Source organism: Lewinellaceae bacterium, from assembly GCA_020636135.1.
Classification (GTDB): Bacteria; Bacteroidota; Bacteroidia; order Chitinophagales; family Saprospiraceae; genus JAGQXC01.
The window spans coordinates 397,647-416,593 of record JACJYK010000001.1 but is presented as its reverse complement, the minus strand read 5'-3'; the positions used below and the strand labels follow the sequence as shown (position 1 = coordinate 416,593).

Here is an 18,947-nt window from a genome sequence, read left to right as displayed (position 1 = left end):
ATGGGAAAAAAAATATTATTTATTGACCGTGACGGAACATTGATCAAAGAGCCCTACGACTTCCAGGTTGACAGCCTGGCAAAACTGGACTTTGTCCCGGGAGTATTCACCTGGCTGGGTCGCATTGCCCGTGAATTGGACTTTGAGCTGGTCATGATCACCAATCAGGATGGCCTGGGCACGCCGTCATTCCCGGAATCGGACTTCTGGCCAGCACAGCAAAAAATGCTTGAAGCATTATCCGGCGAAGGCATTCATTTTGATGCTATATTTATCGACCGCACGCTGCCAGAGGAAAATGCGCCTACCCGCAAACCCGGCACTGCTTTATTGACTGGCTATCTCTCCGGTGATTACGATCTGAGCCATTCATTTGTCATCGGCGACCGGGAGACGGATCTGATGCTGGCACGCAATCTGGGTTGCCAGGGTATCCACATCCGGCCGCTGGATCCAGTGTTGAAAGATATCACACTGGAGTCCATCACTGCACTGACGACCGGCTCCTGGGAGGCAATCTACCGGCTTCTGAAACTGGGAACACGCACTGCCGAAATACGCCGCACCACCAAAGAAACCGATGTACTGATCCAGCTCAACCTGGATGGCTCCGGCAAGAGTGTCATAGCTACCGGTCTGGGTTTCTTTGATCACATGCTGGACCAGATCGCCAGGCACGCCGGCATAGATCTTACTGTTAAAGTCGACGGAGATCTGGAAGTGGATGAACATCATACGATCGAAGATACGGCACTGGCATTGGGTGAAGCCTTCCGTAAGACGTTGGGCGACAAGAAAGGCTTACAACGATATGGCTTCTATTTACCGATGGATGATAGCCTGGCCCACGTAGGCATTGATTTCGGTGGGAGACCATGGTTAGTTTGGGATGCTGAATTCCGCCGTGAACGGATCGGTGATGTACCCACCGAACTCTTCTTTCATTTTTTCAAGTCCTTTACCGATACAGCGGCTTGCAATCTGAACATCCTGTGCACCGGTGACAACGAACACCATAAGATCGAATCCATCTTCAAAGCATTTGCCCGGGCCATCCGAATGGCTATACGTCGTGACCCCGCCGATGATTCGTTACCCACCACAAAAGGTACGTTATGAAAGATATAGTCATCATTCAGTACAATGCCGGCAATGTGCGTTCGGTCCTTTTTGCACTGGAACGCATGGGAGTACATGCCACCCTTACCGGCGATCATGACCGTATCCGGCAAGCCGATAAAGTCATTTTCCCGGGTGTGGGAGAAGCCAGTTCGACGATGGCATACCTGCGCCGCCACGGATTGGATGAGGTTATACGTAGCCTGACGCAACCGGTCCTGGGCGTATGTCTGGGTATGCAGTTGCTCTGCACGCACTCGGAAGAAAATGATACCGAATGCCTGGGCATCATACCGCAGAAGGTGAAACGTTTCGTGCCAAAAAATCAATCCGAACATAAGGTGCCTCATATGGGTTGGAATGCCATCCACCGCGAACCGGGAAGTTTTTTGCCGGAATCCGTAGAGGGAGAATACGTCTATTTTGTACACAGCTACTATGCCGAGCAAGGCCCCTATACGGCAGCCACCTGCAATTATATTGAGCCCTTTTCAGCGGCGATGCAAAAAGACAACTTTGTGGCTACACAATTTCACCCGGAAAAGTCAGGCCCGGTAGGCGCCCGGATTCTGGAACAATTTGTAAAAGGATAAACCATGCTGATATTTCCTGCCATTGATATGCTGGGCGGTCAATGTGTACGACTGTTTCAGGGCGATTACAGTCAGGAGACCGTTTATGCCAATGATCCGGTAGCTATGGCGCAAACCCTGGAGAATGCCGGATTTACCCACCTGCATCTGGTGGATCTGGAAGGAGCAAAAGCAAAAAAAGTAATCCACTGGAACCAGGTGGAAGGAATCCTGAAGCATACCCGGCTCATCGTCGATTTTGGCGGAGGGATTCGTAACCGCGAAGAGGTGGAACGCCTTTTTGAGCTGGGGGTGGACAAAGTCAATATCGGCAGTCTGGCCTACCGCGAACCGGAGCTATTCACCTCCTGGATCGAGGTTTTCGGCGCGGACCGCATCATTCTTTCTGCGGATGTCCGTGACAATTACATTGCCACCCATGGATGGCAGGCCACGGAATCAACCTTATTGTCCGACTACATAGCGGATATGGAGTCGCGGGGAATCACCTGGCTTACCGTGACCGATATATCGAAAGATGGTGCCATGACCGGGCCGGCTACCGGATTGTACCGCTCCGTATGCCATACATTCCCAGGCCAAAACCTGATCGCCAGCGGCGGTATAAGGAACCTTGACGATGTCATGGCCGTCCACGATGCCGGTTGCCGGGGAGCCATCATCGGTAAGGCCATTTACGAAAAGACCATCGATCTGACCGCTCTGGTCCAACTTCAAACCAGCTGATATGTTAGCAAAACGCATCATTCCCTGCCTCGATGTCAAAGACGGGCGCACCGTCAAAGGCATCAACTTTGTCAACCTGCGTGATGCCGGCGACCCGGTAGAACTGGGAGCAGCTTACAGTCGTCAGGGCGCTGATGAGCTGGTCTTCCTGGACATTACCGCTACGCATGAGAAGCGGAAGACCCTGGCAGAGCTTGCACGTCATGTGGCTGCCGAGCTGAATATTCCATTTACGATCGGCGGAGGCATCAGCTCGGTTGCAGATGTTGGCGTACTCCTGGAATCAGGGGCCGACAAGGTTTCCATCAATTCTGCAGCGGTACGCAATCCCGACCTCATCAACGACCTGAGTAAAGAATTCGGTAGCCAGTGTATCGTCCTTGCCATCGATGCCAAACAGATGGAGCAGGGTTGGTATGTGCACCTGAATGGAGGACGCATACCAACCGAACTGGAGTTGTTTGCCTGGGCACGGGAAGGCACCGAACGTGGCGCAGGTGAGATCCTGTTCACCTCCATGGACCACGATGGAACCAAACAGGGATTTGCCCTGGAAGCCACGGCGCGGCTATCGGATCTGTTGCCAATTCCCATCATTGCATCCGGTGGCGCGGGAACCATGGAACATTTTAAGCAGGTGTTCACCACCGGAAAAGCCGATGCCGGACTTGCAGCCAGCATCTTTCACTTTGGTGAAATACCCATACCTTCATTAAAAAATTATTTAGCGGGTCAAGGCATTACCATGCGAATCATATAAGTAATTATCTTTATGCGTATGTTGAATCAAGCCACAATCGAAAAACTGGACTTTGCCAAGGGCGACGGACTCATCCCGGTGATCATCCAGGATAATCAATCCGAAGCCGTCCTGATGCTTGGCTATATGGACAAAGAAGCCCTCCAACAGACCATCGCCACCAAGATGGTTACCTTTTACAGCCGCAGTAAGGACCGGCTATGGACCAAGGGTGAAACCAGCGGAAATTTCCTGCATCTGAAGTCAGTCCAGGTAGATTGTGACAACGACACCCTACTCATGCGCGTCAAGCCGGACGGACCGGTATGCCATACCGGTGATGACACCTGTTTTGGAGACATCAACGAAAGAAAATTTTTCCTCCATAAACTGGGCAAGATCATCCGTCAGCGCAAAGAAGAAGGAGATCCCACCAGTTATACCAATAAACTGCTCAACCGGGGCATCAACAAGATCGCCCAGAAAGTGGGTGAGGAAGCTGTCGAGCTGGTCATCGAAGCCAAGGACAGCAACCGCCGGCTTTTTGTAGGCGAGGCTGCGGACCTGCTCTATCACTTCATGGTCCTTCTCGAAGCCAAAGAAATACGGCTCAAAGAGATCGAACAGGAGCTGGAAAGAAGGCACCTGGTGAAGACGAAGGGAAGACCTTGAGAAAGGTTGAATGGTGAAGGTTGAATGGTGAATGGACAGGACATGTATAACGTGTTTCCGTGGGAATAGCGTACAGCGTAAAGCATTTTACCACTAAGGCATATAGGTCACTAAGAAGCACTAAGAATAGGCTTCATATGTTTTCGTTTTTAGGTGTTTTCCTTACCTGCAAACAGCATACAGCAAACAACGAACAGCTTTTTTACCAAATTGTCATCTCGACTAAGCCAGCTGAAAGTGGCGCACGGAGAGATCTCTGATAAGGTGTTTTCATGTTTCCTTGCTAACAACTAACAGCGTACAGCGTAAAGCATTTTACCACTAAGGCATATAGGTCACTAAGAAGCACTAAGAATTGAGTTAATGTGTTTTCGTGTTTTCGTGTTTTCGTGCGAATAGCGAAATGCCTACAGCGTACAGCGTAAAGCATTTTACCACTAAGACACAAAGGGCACTGAGGTACACTAAGAATTGAGTTAATGTGTTTTCGTGTTTTCGTGCGAATAGCGTACAGCGAATAGCGAATAGCGAATAGCGTACAGCGTGCCGCCCCCTAAAACCACCTGATCACCAGATTGACCAGCCAGGTTTTCCAGGCCCGGGCCGGTGGAAAAATCAAATCAATCAAGCTGTAGCGGAAGACCTGATCGTAGACTGCTTTCTGGTTGGTGAATTCCAGAAAACCGAAGTATCCGTGACTCGCTCCGATCCCACTGGTATTTACTCCCCCGAAAGGCAAATCACTATTGTAAAAATGCAGGGCACTGTTATTGATGCAAACATTCCCGCTGTTGGTTTGGCGAAGGATTTTTTCTTCGATCACGCGTGAATTGGTATAAACATATAAGGTGAGTGGCTTCGGGTCGCTGTTGATCTTACGGATGACCTCATCGATATCTTTGTATTTGTGGACCGGCAATATCGGACCGAAAATTTCACCTTTCATCAGACTGGATTCCAGAGAAACTTCACTGAGCAAGGTAGGCTGCATGTATCGTTCAGCTTCATCCATCCGACCCCCGTAACGGATGCGGGCGCCATTCCCCACCGCTTGCTCCATTCCGGATTTCAACCGCTGGAATTGATGACCATTCACCAAGCGGGCATAACTTGAACTGTTGGCCGGCTCTTTGCCAAACATCGACTCGATGACATCCTGTAAGGTCTGCATGAATGGCTCATAAATCTGTTCGTGGACATATAAATGATCGGGAGAAATGCATATCTGACCTGCATTGGAAAATTTCGCTGCCACAATCCGGCTTGCCGCCTGGGGAAGATGTGCGGATGCGTCCACAATGGTTGGTGTCTTCCCGCCCAGTTCCAGCGTCACGGAGGTAAGATGCTCGGCAGCTGCTTTCATAACGAGCTTACCGACACGCTCAGAGCCGGTGAAAAAGACATGATGAAACGGTAATTCCATCAGCGTACCAGAAGTATCTGCCCCCCCTTGAACGACGGCCACCTCCTCGGGCGGAAAGACTTCGGAAATAATTTTTTCGAGCATTAAAGCCGTATGGGGTACATTTTCAGACGGCTTAACAATGGCTGTATTACCAGCCGCTATGGCACTGACTAAGGGGATGATGGACAGATTGACCGGAAAATTCCACGGAGAAATGATCAGAACAACCCCTTTCGCCTCGGGAAATATGTAAGATCTGGATCCGATAAAAGGCAAGGCAGTAGGCACCTTTCTGCGTCGTGTCCAGTCACGCAAGTTTTTGCGAGCATGCCTGATCTCATGGAGAATGGGATAGATTTCGATCATATCCGTCTCGCCACTGGGCTTTCGAAAATCATTGTATAAAGCCTCCTGAATCGCTGTCTGATACTTGAGGACGGCATTTGCCAATGCTTTCAGGCGCCGGCTGCGTTCCCGCCAACTCGACGATGACATGCGCTGCCGGTTGTCACTTTGTGCATTAAATAGCGCTCTGATTTTTTCAGGCGGGGTACTTATTAGCTCCATACGATAACATGCTGTCCTTCGTAAAGGTATCTATTTTGATTACTTTGCGTGCATCTATGCAGACCATTGGCAGGGAGAAAAATAAACCGAAGAAAGTGCTGGTCATCCGCTTCAGCGCACTGGGTGATCTGGTGCTGATCACACCGGTCCTCCGCGTGCTCAAAGAGCAGGTTGGCGCAGAAGTCCATGTGATAACCAAAGATGTATTTAAACCCTTACTACTGCCTAATCCGCACGTTGACAAAATTTGGACCATCGGGGAAGGTATGCCCGCCGTTATCACCCAATTACAGGCCGAAAAATTCGATCACGTACTTGACCTGCATAAAAACCTGCGCAGCCTGCGCATCCGGATGGCTTTATGGCGGGTCCCGGTAAGCAGTTACCACAAAGCAAACTGGGCAAAATGGTTGATGGTACACTTCAAGATCAACCGGCTGCCCGGAGATCATATCGTCGAGCGGTATCTGGCCGCTGCCCATTCGCTGGGTGTAAAGCCAGATGGAAGAGGCCTGGACTTTTACATTCCAGAAAAACAAAAAATAAACCTTAACGAGCTTGGTCTGGTGTCTGATGGCTATACGGCTTTTGTCATCGGCGCCGCGCACTTCACGAAGCGCTTGCCCATCGAGAAATTGCTTGAAATTACCGGGCAGATACCGGGCAAAGTAGTACTGATCGGTGGCCCGGCCGAAAAAGAAACCGGCCTGGAACTGCAGAAAGCCTATCCGGGCAAAGTGCTGTCCACCTGCGGAGTCTTCAGTTTGATGGGCTCGGCTTCCATGGTGGAACAATCGCGTGCCGTTATTGCGCACGATACCGGGTTTATGCACATCGCTGCTGCCTTGCGTAAACCGGTCGTAGCCATCTTTGGAGGGACCCTGGCCGAGTACGGCTTCTGGCCCTATTACGGGAATGAACCCATCCCCTTCCAGAACGTGGAAGTAGCCAACCTGCCCTGCCGTCCCTGCTCACGATTTGGAAGAGGGGATTGTCCGAAAGGCCATTTCAAATGCATGATGGAGATCCGCCCGGAACAGGTCGTCCAGGCCTGGCAGGAAATACAATAACATGTAATTCTTAATCAAAAGTCGTTTTTTTGCTTCTGCTGATAGAATATTTGCAGTATTGCCCTCTGACTTTCATTATTTTTTAAAAAAAATTCAAAAATGACGAACAGACGCGATCCCAATTTATTTGGCCAAACCCCAAAGGCCATGAAACTCATCCTTTTTGGGGTAGGCTTTATTTTACTTTTTGTAATCCTGACCAATACTACTTTCCTGACCATTGATGCCGGTAACCGGGGCGTATTATTCCGTCGTTTCGGCGGTGGACTCGACAAAGAACACGTGTATGACCAGGGCTTTCATGTGGTCATGCCCTGGAATAAGATGTTCATTTACGACGTGCGCATCAATGAATCGTTTGAAACGATGGAAGTTCTCTCCAGTAATGGTCTGACCATCAAGGTGGAACTTAGTTACCGCTTCTCTCCGGATCCGCAAATGATCGGCTATCTGCATGATCTGATCGGCCCCGAATACCTTGAACGTATCGTCAAACCCGAGATCCGTTCTGCGACCCGTGAAGTGATCGGCAAATACCTTCCTGAAGAGTTGTATTCCACTAAAAGGGAAGCCATCCAGGATGAAATCTTCCATATGACCAGTGAAGCCATCAAGATTAAGTACATTAATCTGGATGCTGTGCTCATCCGGGAGGTAGCACTGCCGGAGACGGTACGGTCATCCATCGAGGAAAAACTGAAGACCGAGCAGGAGTCCTTACAGTACGAGTTCCGCCTGGAGAAAGAGCGGAAAGAAGCCGAGCGTAAAATCATTGAAGCTAAAGCCAAAGCAGAGGCCAACCGTATTTTGTCCGCCTCACTTTCTGACAAGATCCTGCAGGACAAAGGAATCGAAGCCACCCTACAGCTGGCTAATTCACCGAACTCCAAGGTCATCGTCGTCGGTGGTGGAGACAAAGGGCTGCCTTTGATCCTGGGCAATCAATAAGCAGGGAGAAAGGAGAAAGGGGAAAGGGGAAAGGAGAAGGGAGAAGGGAGAAAGGGGAATGACCTCCTATTCGGGCATCCTGGAATGCAACTTGCCATTCCGGACCTCAGCTCGGTGCGGATTCCGCCAGGCATGACGCAGTAAAACCCTGTAATTACTGGAGAAAAAAGCAATGAAAGCCGGAAGTGTTCCTTCCGGTTTTCCTTTTGGTGGCAACCTGTTTTAGATCATCCACAAATAACGGAGGTCTGAAGTCCGGAGGTTTGAAAAATTAAATTAATTTCAAGCTTTGGACTATTAAGCAAATGGATTATGCATACAGCCGACATTGTGGTGTTCACCATCTACTGCCTTACCATCCTCGGAATTGGACTTTATGTATCAAGGACCAAAAAAGGTCATGAGCGTGGAGCCGAAGATTATTTTCTGGCCGGCAAATCATTGCCCTGGTGGGCGATCGGGGCTTCACTCATTGCCGCCAATATTTCTGCCGAACAATTCATCGGTATGTCCGGTTCGGGATTTGCGATCGGTCTGGCGATCGCATCCTACGAATGGATGGCGGCCCTCACCCTGCTGGTCGTAGGAAAATTCTTCCTGCCGATCTTCATCGAGAAGAAACTGTATACCATTCCGGAATTTGTGGAAAAACGCTATTCCACCAACCTGAAAACCATCCTGGCGGTATTCTGGATCGCCTTGTTTATTTTTGTCAATCTGACCTCGGTCCTCTATTTGGGTGCGAAGGCCATGGATACCATCGTTGGTACCGGGGATGGCAGCATGATGATGCCTTTTGTCATCGGGCTGGCTTGTTTTGCAGCCGCGTATTCCCTCTGGGGAGGCCTTAGTGCGGTTGCATGGACAGACGTGGTACAGGTTGTTTTGCTGGTTATCGGTGGCTTTATCACCACTTTTATTGCATTGGGCAAGCTCACTCCGGACGGAAATATCTTCCACGGTTTCAGTTACCTGCTGGAAAAAGTACCGGAGAAGTTTTCTATGATCCTGGACAAAGGGGAGATCATCACCCCGGATGGACGTGATGCGTGGTGGGACCTTCCCGGACTCGCCGTATTGATCGGCGGGATGTGGGTTGCGAACCTGTATTACTGGGGCTTTAACCAATACATCATCCAGCGGACGCTGGCTGCCAAAGACTTACGCGAGTCCCAAAAAGGGATTGCATTTGCTGCCTTCCTGAAATTGTTGATCCCACTGATCGTGGTGATTCCGGGTATCATCGCCTTTGTTCTCAATGCCGATGCTTCTGGTGCCGTAACTCCGGAATCCGTTGATCCGCATTTTCTCGGCCTGAACGGACAGATCATTAACGACAACGCTGCGCCCTGGCTGATCAAATCTTTCGTACCGGTAGGTCTGAAAGGATTGGTCATGGCTGCATTGGCAGCTGCCATTGTCTCATCACTGGCTTCGATGCTGAATTCCACGGCTACTATATTTACCATGGACATCTACGTCGATTACATCAATAAAAAAGCAACCAACCGCCAGATCGTAAATGCCGGTCGTATCTCGGCTGCCATTGCTCTGGTCATTGCGGTGATCATTGCTCCCCTTCTGGGTAATTTATCCCAGGCATTCCAATTCATCCAGGAATATACAGGTGTTGTAAGTCCCGGTATTCTGGCCGTGTTCCTCACCGGATTGTTCTGGCGTAGTGCGACCAACAATGCTGCCATCTGGGGCGTCATCCTGTCGATACCGATCGCCCTTTATTTTAAGGTGGCACCCAACGGATGGTCGGACGCGGCTTTGTTTGTGAACATACCCTTCATGCATCAAATGTTCATAACCTGTCTGGCATCCATCGGCATTATTTTACTGTTGAGTTTCCTGGAGAACCGCGGCAAACCGGATGCGAAGGGCATTCCGCTGACCAAGAATCTATTCCGTACCGCACCGGCATTCAACATCAGTGCGACCATCATTATGATCATATTGGTCGCCCTGTACGCATTGTTCTGGTAAACAGCAGATGACTAAACGTAAAATCATAACCACCGGAGGTACCGGCTACATCGGATCCCATACAGCGGTAGCCCTTCAGGAAGCAGGCTTTGAGGTGGTCCTGATGGACAATCTGGTCAACAGTTCTGCAGAAGTTGTAGACCGTATCAGGCGTATCACCGGAAGCAAACCGCTCCTCGAGATTGTCGATCTTTGTGATGAAGAAGCAACAAAAGATTGTTTCAACCGCCACAGCGATGCCGTCGGTATCATTCATTTTGCGGCTCTGAAAGCCGTCGGTGAGTCGGTGGCCCAACCGACCCGGTACTACCGGAATAATCTGGTATCCATGCTTCATGTGCTGGAAGCCATGCACCGGCACGACATACCCAATCTGATCTTTTCATCGTCAGCTACGGTCTATGGAGAGCCTGATGTTCTACCGGTCACCGAGCAGACTCCATTGCAGCCGGCCGCTTCTCCCTATGGGCAGACCAAACAAATGAATGAGATTATGATCCGGGACGCCGTACACGCCGGTGAAGTACAGCGGGCCATATCATTGCGCTATTTTAATCCGGTAGGAGCTCACCCATCGGCCCTGATAGGCGAGCTGCCGATCGGGGTACCCAATAACCTGATGCCCTACATCACCCAGACCGCTATCGGCATACGAAAGGAATTGGCGGTTTTTGGCAGTGATTACGATACCGCAGATGGCACCGCCGTCCGGGATTACATTCATGTCATGGATCTGGCGGAAGCACATGTAAGCGCGTTACTACATCAACTGGACGGAAAGCAGTCGGTTGGTTACGACGTGATCAACCTGGGCACCGGATTGGGCAGTACGGTATTACAAGTCATTCAATCCTTCGAAAAAGTCACGGGTTTAAACTTAAATTACCGCCTGGTGGACCGCCGTCCAGGCGATGTTGCTGCTATCTATGCCAATGTAGATAAAGCGGCACAGGTGCTGCACTGGCACACGAAACGTGATCTGGATGAGATGACCCGGTCGGCATGGGCATGGGAAAAATATGCGAGGGAAACATTGCATTTGTGAATGCTGGGAAATGTTTTTCTGCTTCGGCTTTAGGGGTTGCAAATCGGTAGCCAAATCGCCAAATCAATTTCCGGATGCTCCGGCACCTTTGATTCAATATGCTATAAACATTTATTTTACACTTTATAAATATCTGTAAATCAATTCCTTTCGAAACATGACTTGAAATATAAATATTCAATAATATTACCACCAGATAAGTTAAAATTGCTTTCATTCGTCCGATGAGGGATACAATTGAATCCAAAAATTTCCTAAATTTCTGCCCTCTATTAAGGTTACTCAGAGTTGGATTGACGTCCGAGACGTTTGATTCCTTTTAAAAAGTTGGGATTCAATAAGGTCTATCCACCCGAATCAAAATAAGAGTCAGCTTTTAAACCAACCAAGTATGCGTAAAGTGTACACACTTGCGGTAGTTGTGTTATGCCTTGGACTCCTGATAACGCCTGAAAGAGTAAAGAATAACCCAACAACCTATCCTCATTCCCTTTCTTCGAATTTAAATGCTACAAAAACAGCACCACGTGCCATTGCGATGGCTGACCTGGCGATTACCGACATCCGTGAGTGCGGAACATCCTGTAATGCGAATGATGTATCGGTTACAGAAGTTTATGTTGGTGACGCCAACGGAGTGCCTATCGAACCCTGCACCCTGGGAACGACCGTGGCAGCGCACATTTACATTGTGATCACCAATACGAGTAGTGGAACCAGAGCAGCCGTACGCTTTGGAGCCGACCTTTACATCAATGGATCGGATTCCGGAACAGATGTGCTCTTTTGTTATAACGGACCATTACCGCTAAACGGCGCAACCGTAACCATCGACGCGGGTATGATCAACTGGACTTGCGGCAATCTGATCCAGCTGGGTAATGTTATCGTTGCCTGGAGAACTGCTGCAAGTGCAACCTGTAGTAATTCGACAGCCTGTACGAACTATCCTAATGGTCAATGCTGGGATATGATGGATATCCTGGTAGATGCACCACTGGTGCCGGATTTTTCATCCGCCTGTGGTACCACATTGCATTCGGTAGATTTTACCGATATGACAACGGGCGGAATGGGTGATTTACATTATCTGTGGCAATTCGGTGATGGTACAACCTCAACTGAGGCTAATCCCACCCATACCTATCCCGCAGTTGCCGCATACAATGTCACCTTAACCGTGACCGATTCGGACGTTCCTCCGGTCAGCCAAATGGTAACTCATTCAGTAGACCTTAACTTATGCTGCCAACCGCCGGTCATCTCATGTCCTTCTGATGTAACCATCGATTGTGGTGCCTCAACCGATCCTGCTTCTACCGGAACAGCAACCGCTACCAACGGATGCGGAACGAACACCATAACCAATTCCGATCAGACCGCCGGTGTTGTACCGTGTGCACAAACCATCACCCGGACCTGGACGGTAAATGATGAATCTTCCAACAGCGATCAATGCACCCAAACCATCACAATCCTGCCTGCACCTCCCGCCGACTTTACGAGCAGACCTTCGGACATCACCATTGATTGTGGTGCTGCTCCGTCTCCCAGCACCATTAACTATGACAATAATCAGACTGGTACCTGTTCCATTAAAGGGAATGTGCTCAGCACCGTCCTCGGCAGCCACGACCAGTGTGGCGGGTCTTATACGGAAACCTGGACGCTGCTGGACCCCTGCGGAAGGCCTGATGTGATCCATTCCCGGTTGATAACCGTATCCAAAGCTCCGGCGCCTTCATTTGTCAGCACACCAACAGATATTACATTGGATTGCTCCCAGGCGCCACCAGCCGCGACCAATTTAGCCTATTCGAACGCACAAAGTACACCTTGCCTGATCTCCGGGTCGATCACTTCTGTGATCACAGTAGGTGTTAACGGACCTTGCGGCACCTATCTCGAAACCTGGTCAGGAACAGATGGATGCGGAAACATCCTTTACCTGCAGCGAACCATACAGATCGTAGACAATGAATTACCTGCCATCACGGCCCCTGCAAATATAACGGTCCAATGTTCCGCAGACATACCGACATGCAATCCCACCAGCGCTACCGCCTCGGACAATTGTTCCGTCCCCGTCATTACTTGCAGCGACGGTCCTTTAACCGGCTCGGATTGCTCCGGCACCGTAATCAGAACCTTCAAGGCCACGGATGCATGCGGCAATACTAACATTGCAACGCAAACCATTGTGATCAATGACCAAACCGCTCCGCTCATCACCTGCCCATCCAATGTAACCTTCGATTGTTCGGAAGGCAATGCCGGGACAGCCACCGCAACCGATAATTGTACGGCATCCGACGCCATTACCATCTCCTCTTCCGACGTCAATTCACTGGATGCCTGTGGCCTGGGGTCTGTACAGAGGACCTGGAAAGCGGTGGACTGCAACAACAACTCATCGACCTGCATCCAAACGATAACCCTGCTGGATAACACCGCTCCGCTAATCACCTGCCCATCCAATGTAACCTTCGATTGTTCAGAAGGCAATGCCGGGACAGCTACCGCGACCGATAATTGTACGGCAACCGACGCCATTACCATCTCCTCCTTAGACGTCAATTCACTCGACGGCTGTGGTCTTGGGTCTGTACAGAGGACCTGGAAAGCCGTGGACTGCAACAACAACTCATCGACCTGCATCCAAACGATAACCCTGCTGGATAACACCGCTCCGGTCATCACCTGCCCGTCCAATGTGACCTTCGATTGTTCAGAAGGCAATGCCGGGACAGCCACCGCAACCGATAATTGTACGGCATCCGACGCCATTACCATCTCCTCTTCCGACGTCAATTCACTCGACGGCTGTGGCCTGGGGTCTGTACAGCGGACCTGGAAAGCTGTGGACTGCAACAACAACTCATCGACCTGCATCCAAACGATAACTCTGCGGGATAACACCGCTCCGATCATCACCTGCCCATCCAATGTAACCTTCGATTGTTCGGAAGGCAATGCCGGGACAGCCACCTCGACCGATAATTGTACGGCAACCGACGCCATTTCCATTTCCTCTTCCGACGTCAACTCACTGGATGCCTGTGGCCTGGGGTCTGTACAGAGGACCTGGAAAGCGGTGGACTGCAACAACAACTCATCGACCTGCATCCAAACGATAACTCTGCTGGATAACACCGCTCCGATCATCACCTGCCCATCCAATGTAACCTTCGATTGTTCGGAAGGCAATGCCGGGACAGCCACCTCGACCGATAATTGTACGGCAACCGACGCCATTTCCATTTCCTCTTCCGACGTCAACTCACTGGATGCCTGTGGCCTGGGGTCTGTACAGAGGACCTGGAAAGCGGTGGACTGCAACAACAACTCATCGACCTGCATCCAAACGATAACTCTGCTGGATAACACCGCTCCGCTCATCACCTGCCCATCCAATGTGACCTTCGATTGTTCAGAAGGAAATGCTGGGACAGCCACCGCAACCGATAATTGTACGGCAAGCGACGCCATTACCATCTCCTCTTCCGACGTCAATTCACTGGATGCTTGTGGCCTGGGGTCTGTACAGAGGACCTGGAAAGCGGTGGACTGCAACAACAACTCATCGACCTGCATCCAAACGATAACTCTGCTGGATAACACCGCTCCGCTTATCACCTGCCCGTCCAATGTGACCTTCGATTGTTCAGAAGGCAATGCCGGGACAGCCACCGCAACCGATAATTGTACGGCAACCGACGCCATTACCATCTCCTCTACCGACGTCAATTCACTCGACGGCTGTGGTCTGGGGTCTGTACAGAGGACCTGGAAAGCTGTGGACTGCAACAGCAACTCATCGACCTGCATCCAAACGATAACCCTGCGGGATAACACCGCTCCGGTCATCACCTGCCCGTCCAATGTGACCTTCGATTGTTCAGAAGGAAATGCCGGGACAGCCACCGCAACCGATAATTGTACGGCAACCAACGCCATTACCATCTCCTCTACCGACGTCAATTCACTCGACGGCTGTGGCCTGGGATTTGTACAGCGGACCTGGAAAGCCGTGGACTGCAACAGCAACTCATCGACCTGCATCCAAACAATAACCCTGCGGGATAACACCGCTCCGGTCATCACCTGCCCGTCCAATGTGACCTTCGATTGTTCAGAAGGAAATGCCGGGACAGCCACCGCAACCGATAATTGTACGGCATCCGACGCCATTACCATCTCCTCTACCGACGTCAATTCACTCGACGGCTGTGGTCTGGGGTCTGTACAGAGGACCTGGAAAGCCGTGGACTGCAACAGCAACTCATCGACCTGCATTCAAACGATAACCCTGCGGGATAACACCGCTCCGGTCATCACCTGCCCGGCAAACGCCACCTTTAATTGTCAGATCGGAAGTGCCGGTTCGGCGAATGCAACCGATAATTGCACTCCGGATGCGGAAATAAGTATAGGATCTACCGACAGTCCATTGCTGGATAACTGTGGCCTGGGAACCATCCGGCGCACCTGGACGGCAATGGATTGTACCGGCAATACGTCCAGCTGTACCCAGACGATCACCATTCAGGATACCACGGCACCCACCATCACCTGCCCTTCCAATACGACAATTGATTGTGCCAGCAGTTTTAATCCCAACAATGTGGGCATTGCTACGGCCTCGGACAATTGTACTCTATTCCCTACCGTAGGACCGGATGGATCTCCCCAGGAGTCTCTGGATAAATGTGGTATTGGGACTATCCGGATCAATTTTAAAGCGACCGACTGTGCCGGAAACAGTGCAGTTTGTACCCGAACCATTGTGGTTCAGGATGCGATCGCGCCTACCATAACCTGTCCGGAAGCGATTACCTTTAATTGCCAGGTCGGAGATGCCGGTGAGCCTACAACCTCAGACAATTGTGGCCTGACCGTTCAGCTCCTTGAACCATCGGATGATCCATCACTGGATCCTTGTGGACTCGGGACGATATCCAGAACCTGGACAGCCGTGGACTGCAATGCGAATTCAGCTTCCTGCGTGCAGACCATTACTATCCAGGATACCACCAAGCCCGTCATCACTTGTCCGGTAAGTGCACGCTTTGAGTGTTCCCTCCAGGATGCGGGTCAGCCAACTGTTTCGGACAATTGCACACTTTCATTATCACCCACCAAGAGTGATTCTGAAGATCTGAATGCTTGCGGTGTGGGGATCATAACCCGTACCTGGTCGGTCGCTGACTGCGCAGGAAACAGTTCAAGTTGTGATCAAATCATTGAAATCTACGATGATACGCCACCTGTATTGGTCTGTCCTGCCAACGTCAGCATCAGTTGTGATGTTTCATTTGTTCCTACGGACCCTGATGTGGAGGACAATTGTGACGCCAATCCGGTCGTAACGATGAAACAGATTGGCGAATTTGACGGTTGCTCAGGTACTGGTACAGTTATCATACGTTATACAGCGACCGATGCCTGTGGTAATCAGGACAGCTGCGACCAACAAGTCACCATTTATGACCATCAGTCTCCGGCATTTGTCGGCACTCTTCCTGCGGACATCACGGTAAGTTGCGGCGCGGTACCTGAAGCGCCACGGCTTGACGCCACGGACAACTGTAGTGAACCCTATACCGAATTGATGGAGTCCGAACAACCACTGAATGGCTGTCCCATCATCAGCAGGATCACCAGGACCTGGACTGCCTATGATGCGTGCGGCAACACATCAAAGCATATTCAGGTCATTTCAGTGCAGGATAATCAAGCGCCGATACTGGCCGGAGTACCAGTGAATCTGTGTGATCAATCCATGACCTATACCCAGGCGCTGGATACCAAATTCCCATCGCTGACATTCTACGATGAATGTACCGGTCAAACCATCGTCTCACCCGAACCTGTGGTAACGTACGATTGTTTCAACAGTAAATTTGAACTGGCTTATACGGCTGCTGACCAGTGCGGAAACGTAGCCAATTTCGTACAGGATGTCTGCATCGATTACATGCCTCCGATGTGCACCATCCGTCCGGGACAGACACTCTATTGCGGCGGTATAGGATCATTACGCGCGGAAATCATGGGCGGTGAAGGTCCTTTCACCTACATGTGGACCATTTACGACAACGCAGGCTGGGAAATCGAAGGCCCAAACGACCAGGAGGAAGTCTTCCTGCGCTCCAATCTGAGTTCCGCCCGCATCGGACTGATGGTTACCGATGCCACCGGATGTGGCTCCTATTGTGAATATTACGCCAACTGTACCAATTGGGAAGCCTGTGCCGTAGATAGCCGGATGTACTCGATGTACAATGGTATGTTCTGCGATATGTCCTCGATGTATTACTGGCTGGAAAACATCTTCAAGCCGGGACCCATTACCATCGGTGTGGAAGGTGAGCGTTCCTTTACGGTAGACTGGGATCATTACAATTGCCTGTATGCACTCCTGTCCATGCAAGGCGAACCACAGGCGTTGTTACCCGGTGATGGCAGCTTCAACAGCGACTGTTTCGCTTCAACGATCCAGCTGCAACAAGTCAAATCCAGTGCCAATGCGCTGGCAAATGAGGCACTCACATTGTCTATGAATATGCGCCTGGACACATTATTGCCACACGTGGCTTTCTTTGATTATTGCGTAATCACCGCTCAGGCCGCAGACTGCAGCCAGGATCACCCTTTCTCGGTCCTGCCCAATACATTGGATACCCTGTGCCTGCCTGAATCCATCAGCAATGAACTGGATCATTGGCCGATCACAGCACAGGAAATTCTTGATTTGGGCAATCGTGCGCTAGCTGGTCAAACGGTCCAGATCTCTTACCAGGATCTGACCCGTGCATTGCATATGGTCAATGAAACGTTCAACAATTGCCGCAAGATCATGCGCTATGGAACCTACGATGTACCGATGAGTACTGACATTGTGACCATGAATCGCCGTCATGTACCTTGCAGCATGGTTGCTTATCCAAACCCGGCTACGGAAACCAGTGTTCTGCAGATTAACCTGGATCAGAAACGGGAAGTCCACCTGGAGGTATTCGACGCCTATGGGAAATCACATTATCAGACGGATTTCGAAGGTATTCGAGGTGTACAAACGAAAACCCTGGATCTGAAACAACTGAAACCTGGTATGTACTTCATCCAGATGAACAGTGGCGATCTCAGCATAAACACGAAAATACTCAAAGTAAACTAAGGGCATTTTTGTCCCTAAAAAGTTGTATTTCCGGCCCGTCTGAAGCTGATTTGGACGGGCCGGTTTAATTATTCACCGGCAAATATGTTCAAACAAATAATAGTTTGTCATAATATGTTGAAAATCAAATATTAAAAAATCTGGCCGGTTAATATTTAACAAATACAAATGTTAAGCCCGCTTATGCCGGATTCAAGTCCTTTGATCTAATCAGTTTTCCGATTTGAGCGACATTTTATAATTTCAAGCATATGATTTGGATGACCTGCTCATCTTTGTGAATTTGATGGGGCGGCATTCAATACCAACCAAGGAGAGAACGAAATCGTGGGGTAATTGAAGCTTTCATAGCCCTTAGATATAAGTTATTTAACGCCCAGAGGGATTCTTTATACAGACGCTATCAGGGAAATATCCGGGATAGCTGTTTTCAGTAGTTGACCCTCTTTTTTAAGACAGGTGAAGCCGGCTAATTTATAGTTGGCTTACATACATCAGGTTCAGGCTTGATGTATTCAGAAAGTCTGTGGATGGCGCTCCGTTGGAGTCTGTTTACAGACTTTTTTATTTCACCCTGGTAAGAAAATGCAACCGGTTAAATTGCTTTTTCCAACTGTACAGCCTAACGATCATCTTGTGATTACATCCTAAAAGAACAGAAATACGTGGGATTCTGGCATCATGGTTTTGGTAAATAGGTGCCATGCAAGGATTATTTATTCTGCTGGTTCGCCCATCGGGGCAACCTTTGGAATCCCAAACGCAACGGCTCGTCCTCCGATGAGCCGTTTTTTATTCATTCAATCCGGGCAGATTCCCAAACGCGATTGTTTCTGCCAGTCGTGATCCTTTCGATAAAACAAAAACCTTTCCAGAAAACTTTTCTTGGAT

11 protein-coding genes are annotated in these 18,947 nt (G+C 50.0%); 10 read left to right on the top strand and 1 reads right to left on the bottom strand.

Annotated features, from left to right (window positions below):
• The 5 genes from hisB to H6570_01665 are packed head-to-tail and all read left to right on the top strand — an operon-like array spanning position 1 to position 3,849.
• A complete protein-coding gene (gene hisB / locus H6570_01685) occupies positions 1-1,119 on the top strand; it encodes a bifunctional histidinol-phosphatase/imidazoleglycerol-phosphate dehydratase HisB (GenBank protein ID MCB9317967.1) in 1,119 nt (372 codons plus the stop codon).
• Entirely contained in the window at positions 1,116-1,712 is a 597-nt protein-coding gene (gene hisH, locus H6570_01680; GenBank protein ID MCB9317966.1) for an imidazole glycerol phosphate synthase subunit HisH, read from the top strand. Before hisB ends, hisH begins: the two co-directional genes overlap by 4 nt.
• 3 nt (positions 1,713-1,715) lie before the next feature.
• Positions 1,716-2,438 (top strand): 1-(5-phosphoribosyl)-5-[(5-phosphoribosylamino)methylideneamino]imidazole-4-carboxamide isomerase, encoded by a 723-nt coding sequence (gene hisA, locus H6570_01675; protein MCB9317965.1) that lies wholly within the window; start codon positions 1,716-1,718, stop codon positions 2,436-2,438.
• A gap of 1 nt (position 2,439) precedes the next feature.
• On the top strand, positions 2,440-3,198 hold the full coding sequence (gene hisF, locus H6570_01670; GenBank protein MCB9317964.1) for an imidazole glycerol phosphate synthase subunit HisF: 759 nt from the start codon (positions 2,440-2,442) through the stop codon (positions 3,196-3,198).
• An 18-nt stretch (positions 3,199-3,216) separates the two neighbouring features.
• Positions 3,217-3,849: a bifunctional phosphoribosyl-AMP cyclohydrolase/phosphoribosyl-ATP diphosphatase HisIE gene (locus H6570_01665; protein MCB9317963.1), complete on the top strand. Its 633-nt coding sequence runs from the start codon at positions 3,217-3,219 to the stop codon at positions 3,847-3,849.
• 553 nt (positions 3,850-4,402) lie between these two features.
• Here H6570_01665 and H6570_01660 read toward each other — a convergent pair.
• Positions 4,403-5,821 carry an aldehyde dehydrogenase family protein gene (locus tag H6570_01660; protein ID MCB9317962.1) on the bottom strand — a complete coding sequence of 473 codons (1,419 nt, stop codon included), beginning with the start codon at positions 5,819-5,821 and terminating at the stop codon, positions 4,403-4,405.
• Between the two features lie 44 nt (positions 5,822-5,865).
• Between H6570_01660 and H6570_01655 the strand changes: the two genes are divergently transcribed.
• The 5 genes from H6570_01655 to H6570_01635 all read left to right on the top strand — a co-directional run bounded on the left by H6570_01655 (position 5,866) and on the right by H6570_01635 (position 18,056).
• The gene (locus H6570_01655) at positions 5,866-6,891 is read left to right on the top strand and encodes a glycosyltransferase family 9 protein (protein ID MCB9317961.1); all 1,026 of its coding nucleotides are present in this window, start codon (positions 5,866-5,868) and stop codon (positions 6,889-6,891) included.
• A gap of 147 nt (positions 6,892-7,038) precedes the next feature.
• The gene (locus H6570_01650) at positions 7,039-7,839 is read left to right on the top strand and encodes a prohibitin family protein (protein MCB9317960.1); all 801 of its coding nucleotides are present in this window, start codon (positions 7,039-7,041) and stop codon (positions 7,837-7,839) included.
• Positions 7,840-8,151: 312 nt separating this feature from the next.
• On the top strand, positions 8,152-9,831 hold the full coding sequence (locus H6570_01645; GenBank protein MCB9317959.1) for a sodium/sugar symporter: 1,680 nt from the start codon (positions 8,152-8,154) through the stop codon (positions 9,829-9,831).
• Positions 9,832-9,838: 7 nt separating this feature from the next.
• Entirely contained in the window at positions 9,839-10,876 is a 1,038-nt protein-coding gene (gene galE, locus H6570_01640; protein ID MCB9317958.1) for a UDP-glucose 4-epimerase GalE, read from the top strand.
• A 391-nt stretch (positions 10,877-11,267) separates the two neighbouring features.
• Complete coding sequence (locus H6570_01635; protein ID MCB9317957.1) at positions 11,268-18,056, top strand: T9SS type A sorting domain-containing protein; 6,789 nt, start codon at positions 11,268-11,270, stop codon at positions 18,054-18,056.
• The last annotated feature ends 891 nt before the right edge of the window (positions 18,057-18,947 follow it).

Excerpts from the sequence above, each read along its gene's own strand:
- hisB (MCB9317967.1), top strand. The coding sequence starts at position 1 with ATGGGAAAAAAAATATTATTTATTGACCGTGACGGAACATTGATCAAA.
- hisH (MCB9317966.1), top strand. The coding sequence starts at position 1,116 with ATGAAAGATATAGTCATCATTCAGTACAATGCCGGCAATGTGCGTTCG.
- hisA (MCB9317965.1), top strand. The coding sequence starts at position 1,716 with ATGCTGATATTTCCTGCCATTGATATGCTGGGCGGTCAATGTGTACGA.
- hisF (MCB9317964.1), top strand. The coding sequence starts at position 2,440 with ATGTTAGCAAAACGCATCATTCCCTGCCTCGATGTCAAAGACGGGCGC.
- H6570_01665 (MCB9317963.1), top strand. The coding sequence starts at position 3,217 with ATGTTGAATCAAGCCACAATCGAAAAACTGGACTTTGCCAAGGGCGAC.
- H6570_01660 (MCB9317962.1), bottom strand. The coding sequence starts at position 5,821 with ATGGAGCTAATAAGTACCCCGCCTGAAAAAATCAGAGCGCTATTTAAT.
- H6570_01650 (MCB9317960.1), top strand. The coding sequence starts at position 7,039 with ATGAAACTCATCCTTTTTGGGGTAGGCTTTATTTTACTTTTTGTAATC.
- H6570_01645 (MCB9317959.1), top strand. The coding sequence starts at position 8,152 with ATGCATACAGCCGACATTGTGGTGTTCACCATCTACTGCCTTACCATC.
- galE (MCB9317958.1), top strand. The coding sequence starts at position 9,839 with ATGACTAAACGTAAAATCATAACCACCGGAGGTACCGGCTACATCGGA.
- H6570_01635 (MCB9317957.1), top strand. The coding sequence starts at position 11,268 with ATGCGTAAAGTGTACACACTTGCGGTAGTTGTGTTATGCCTTGGACTC.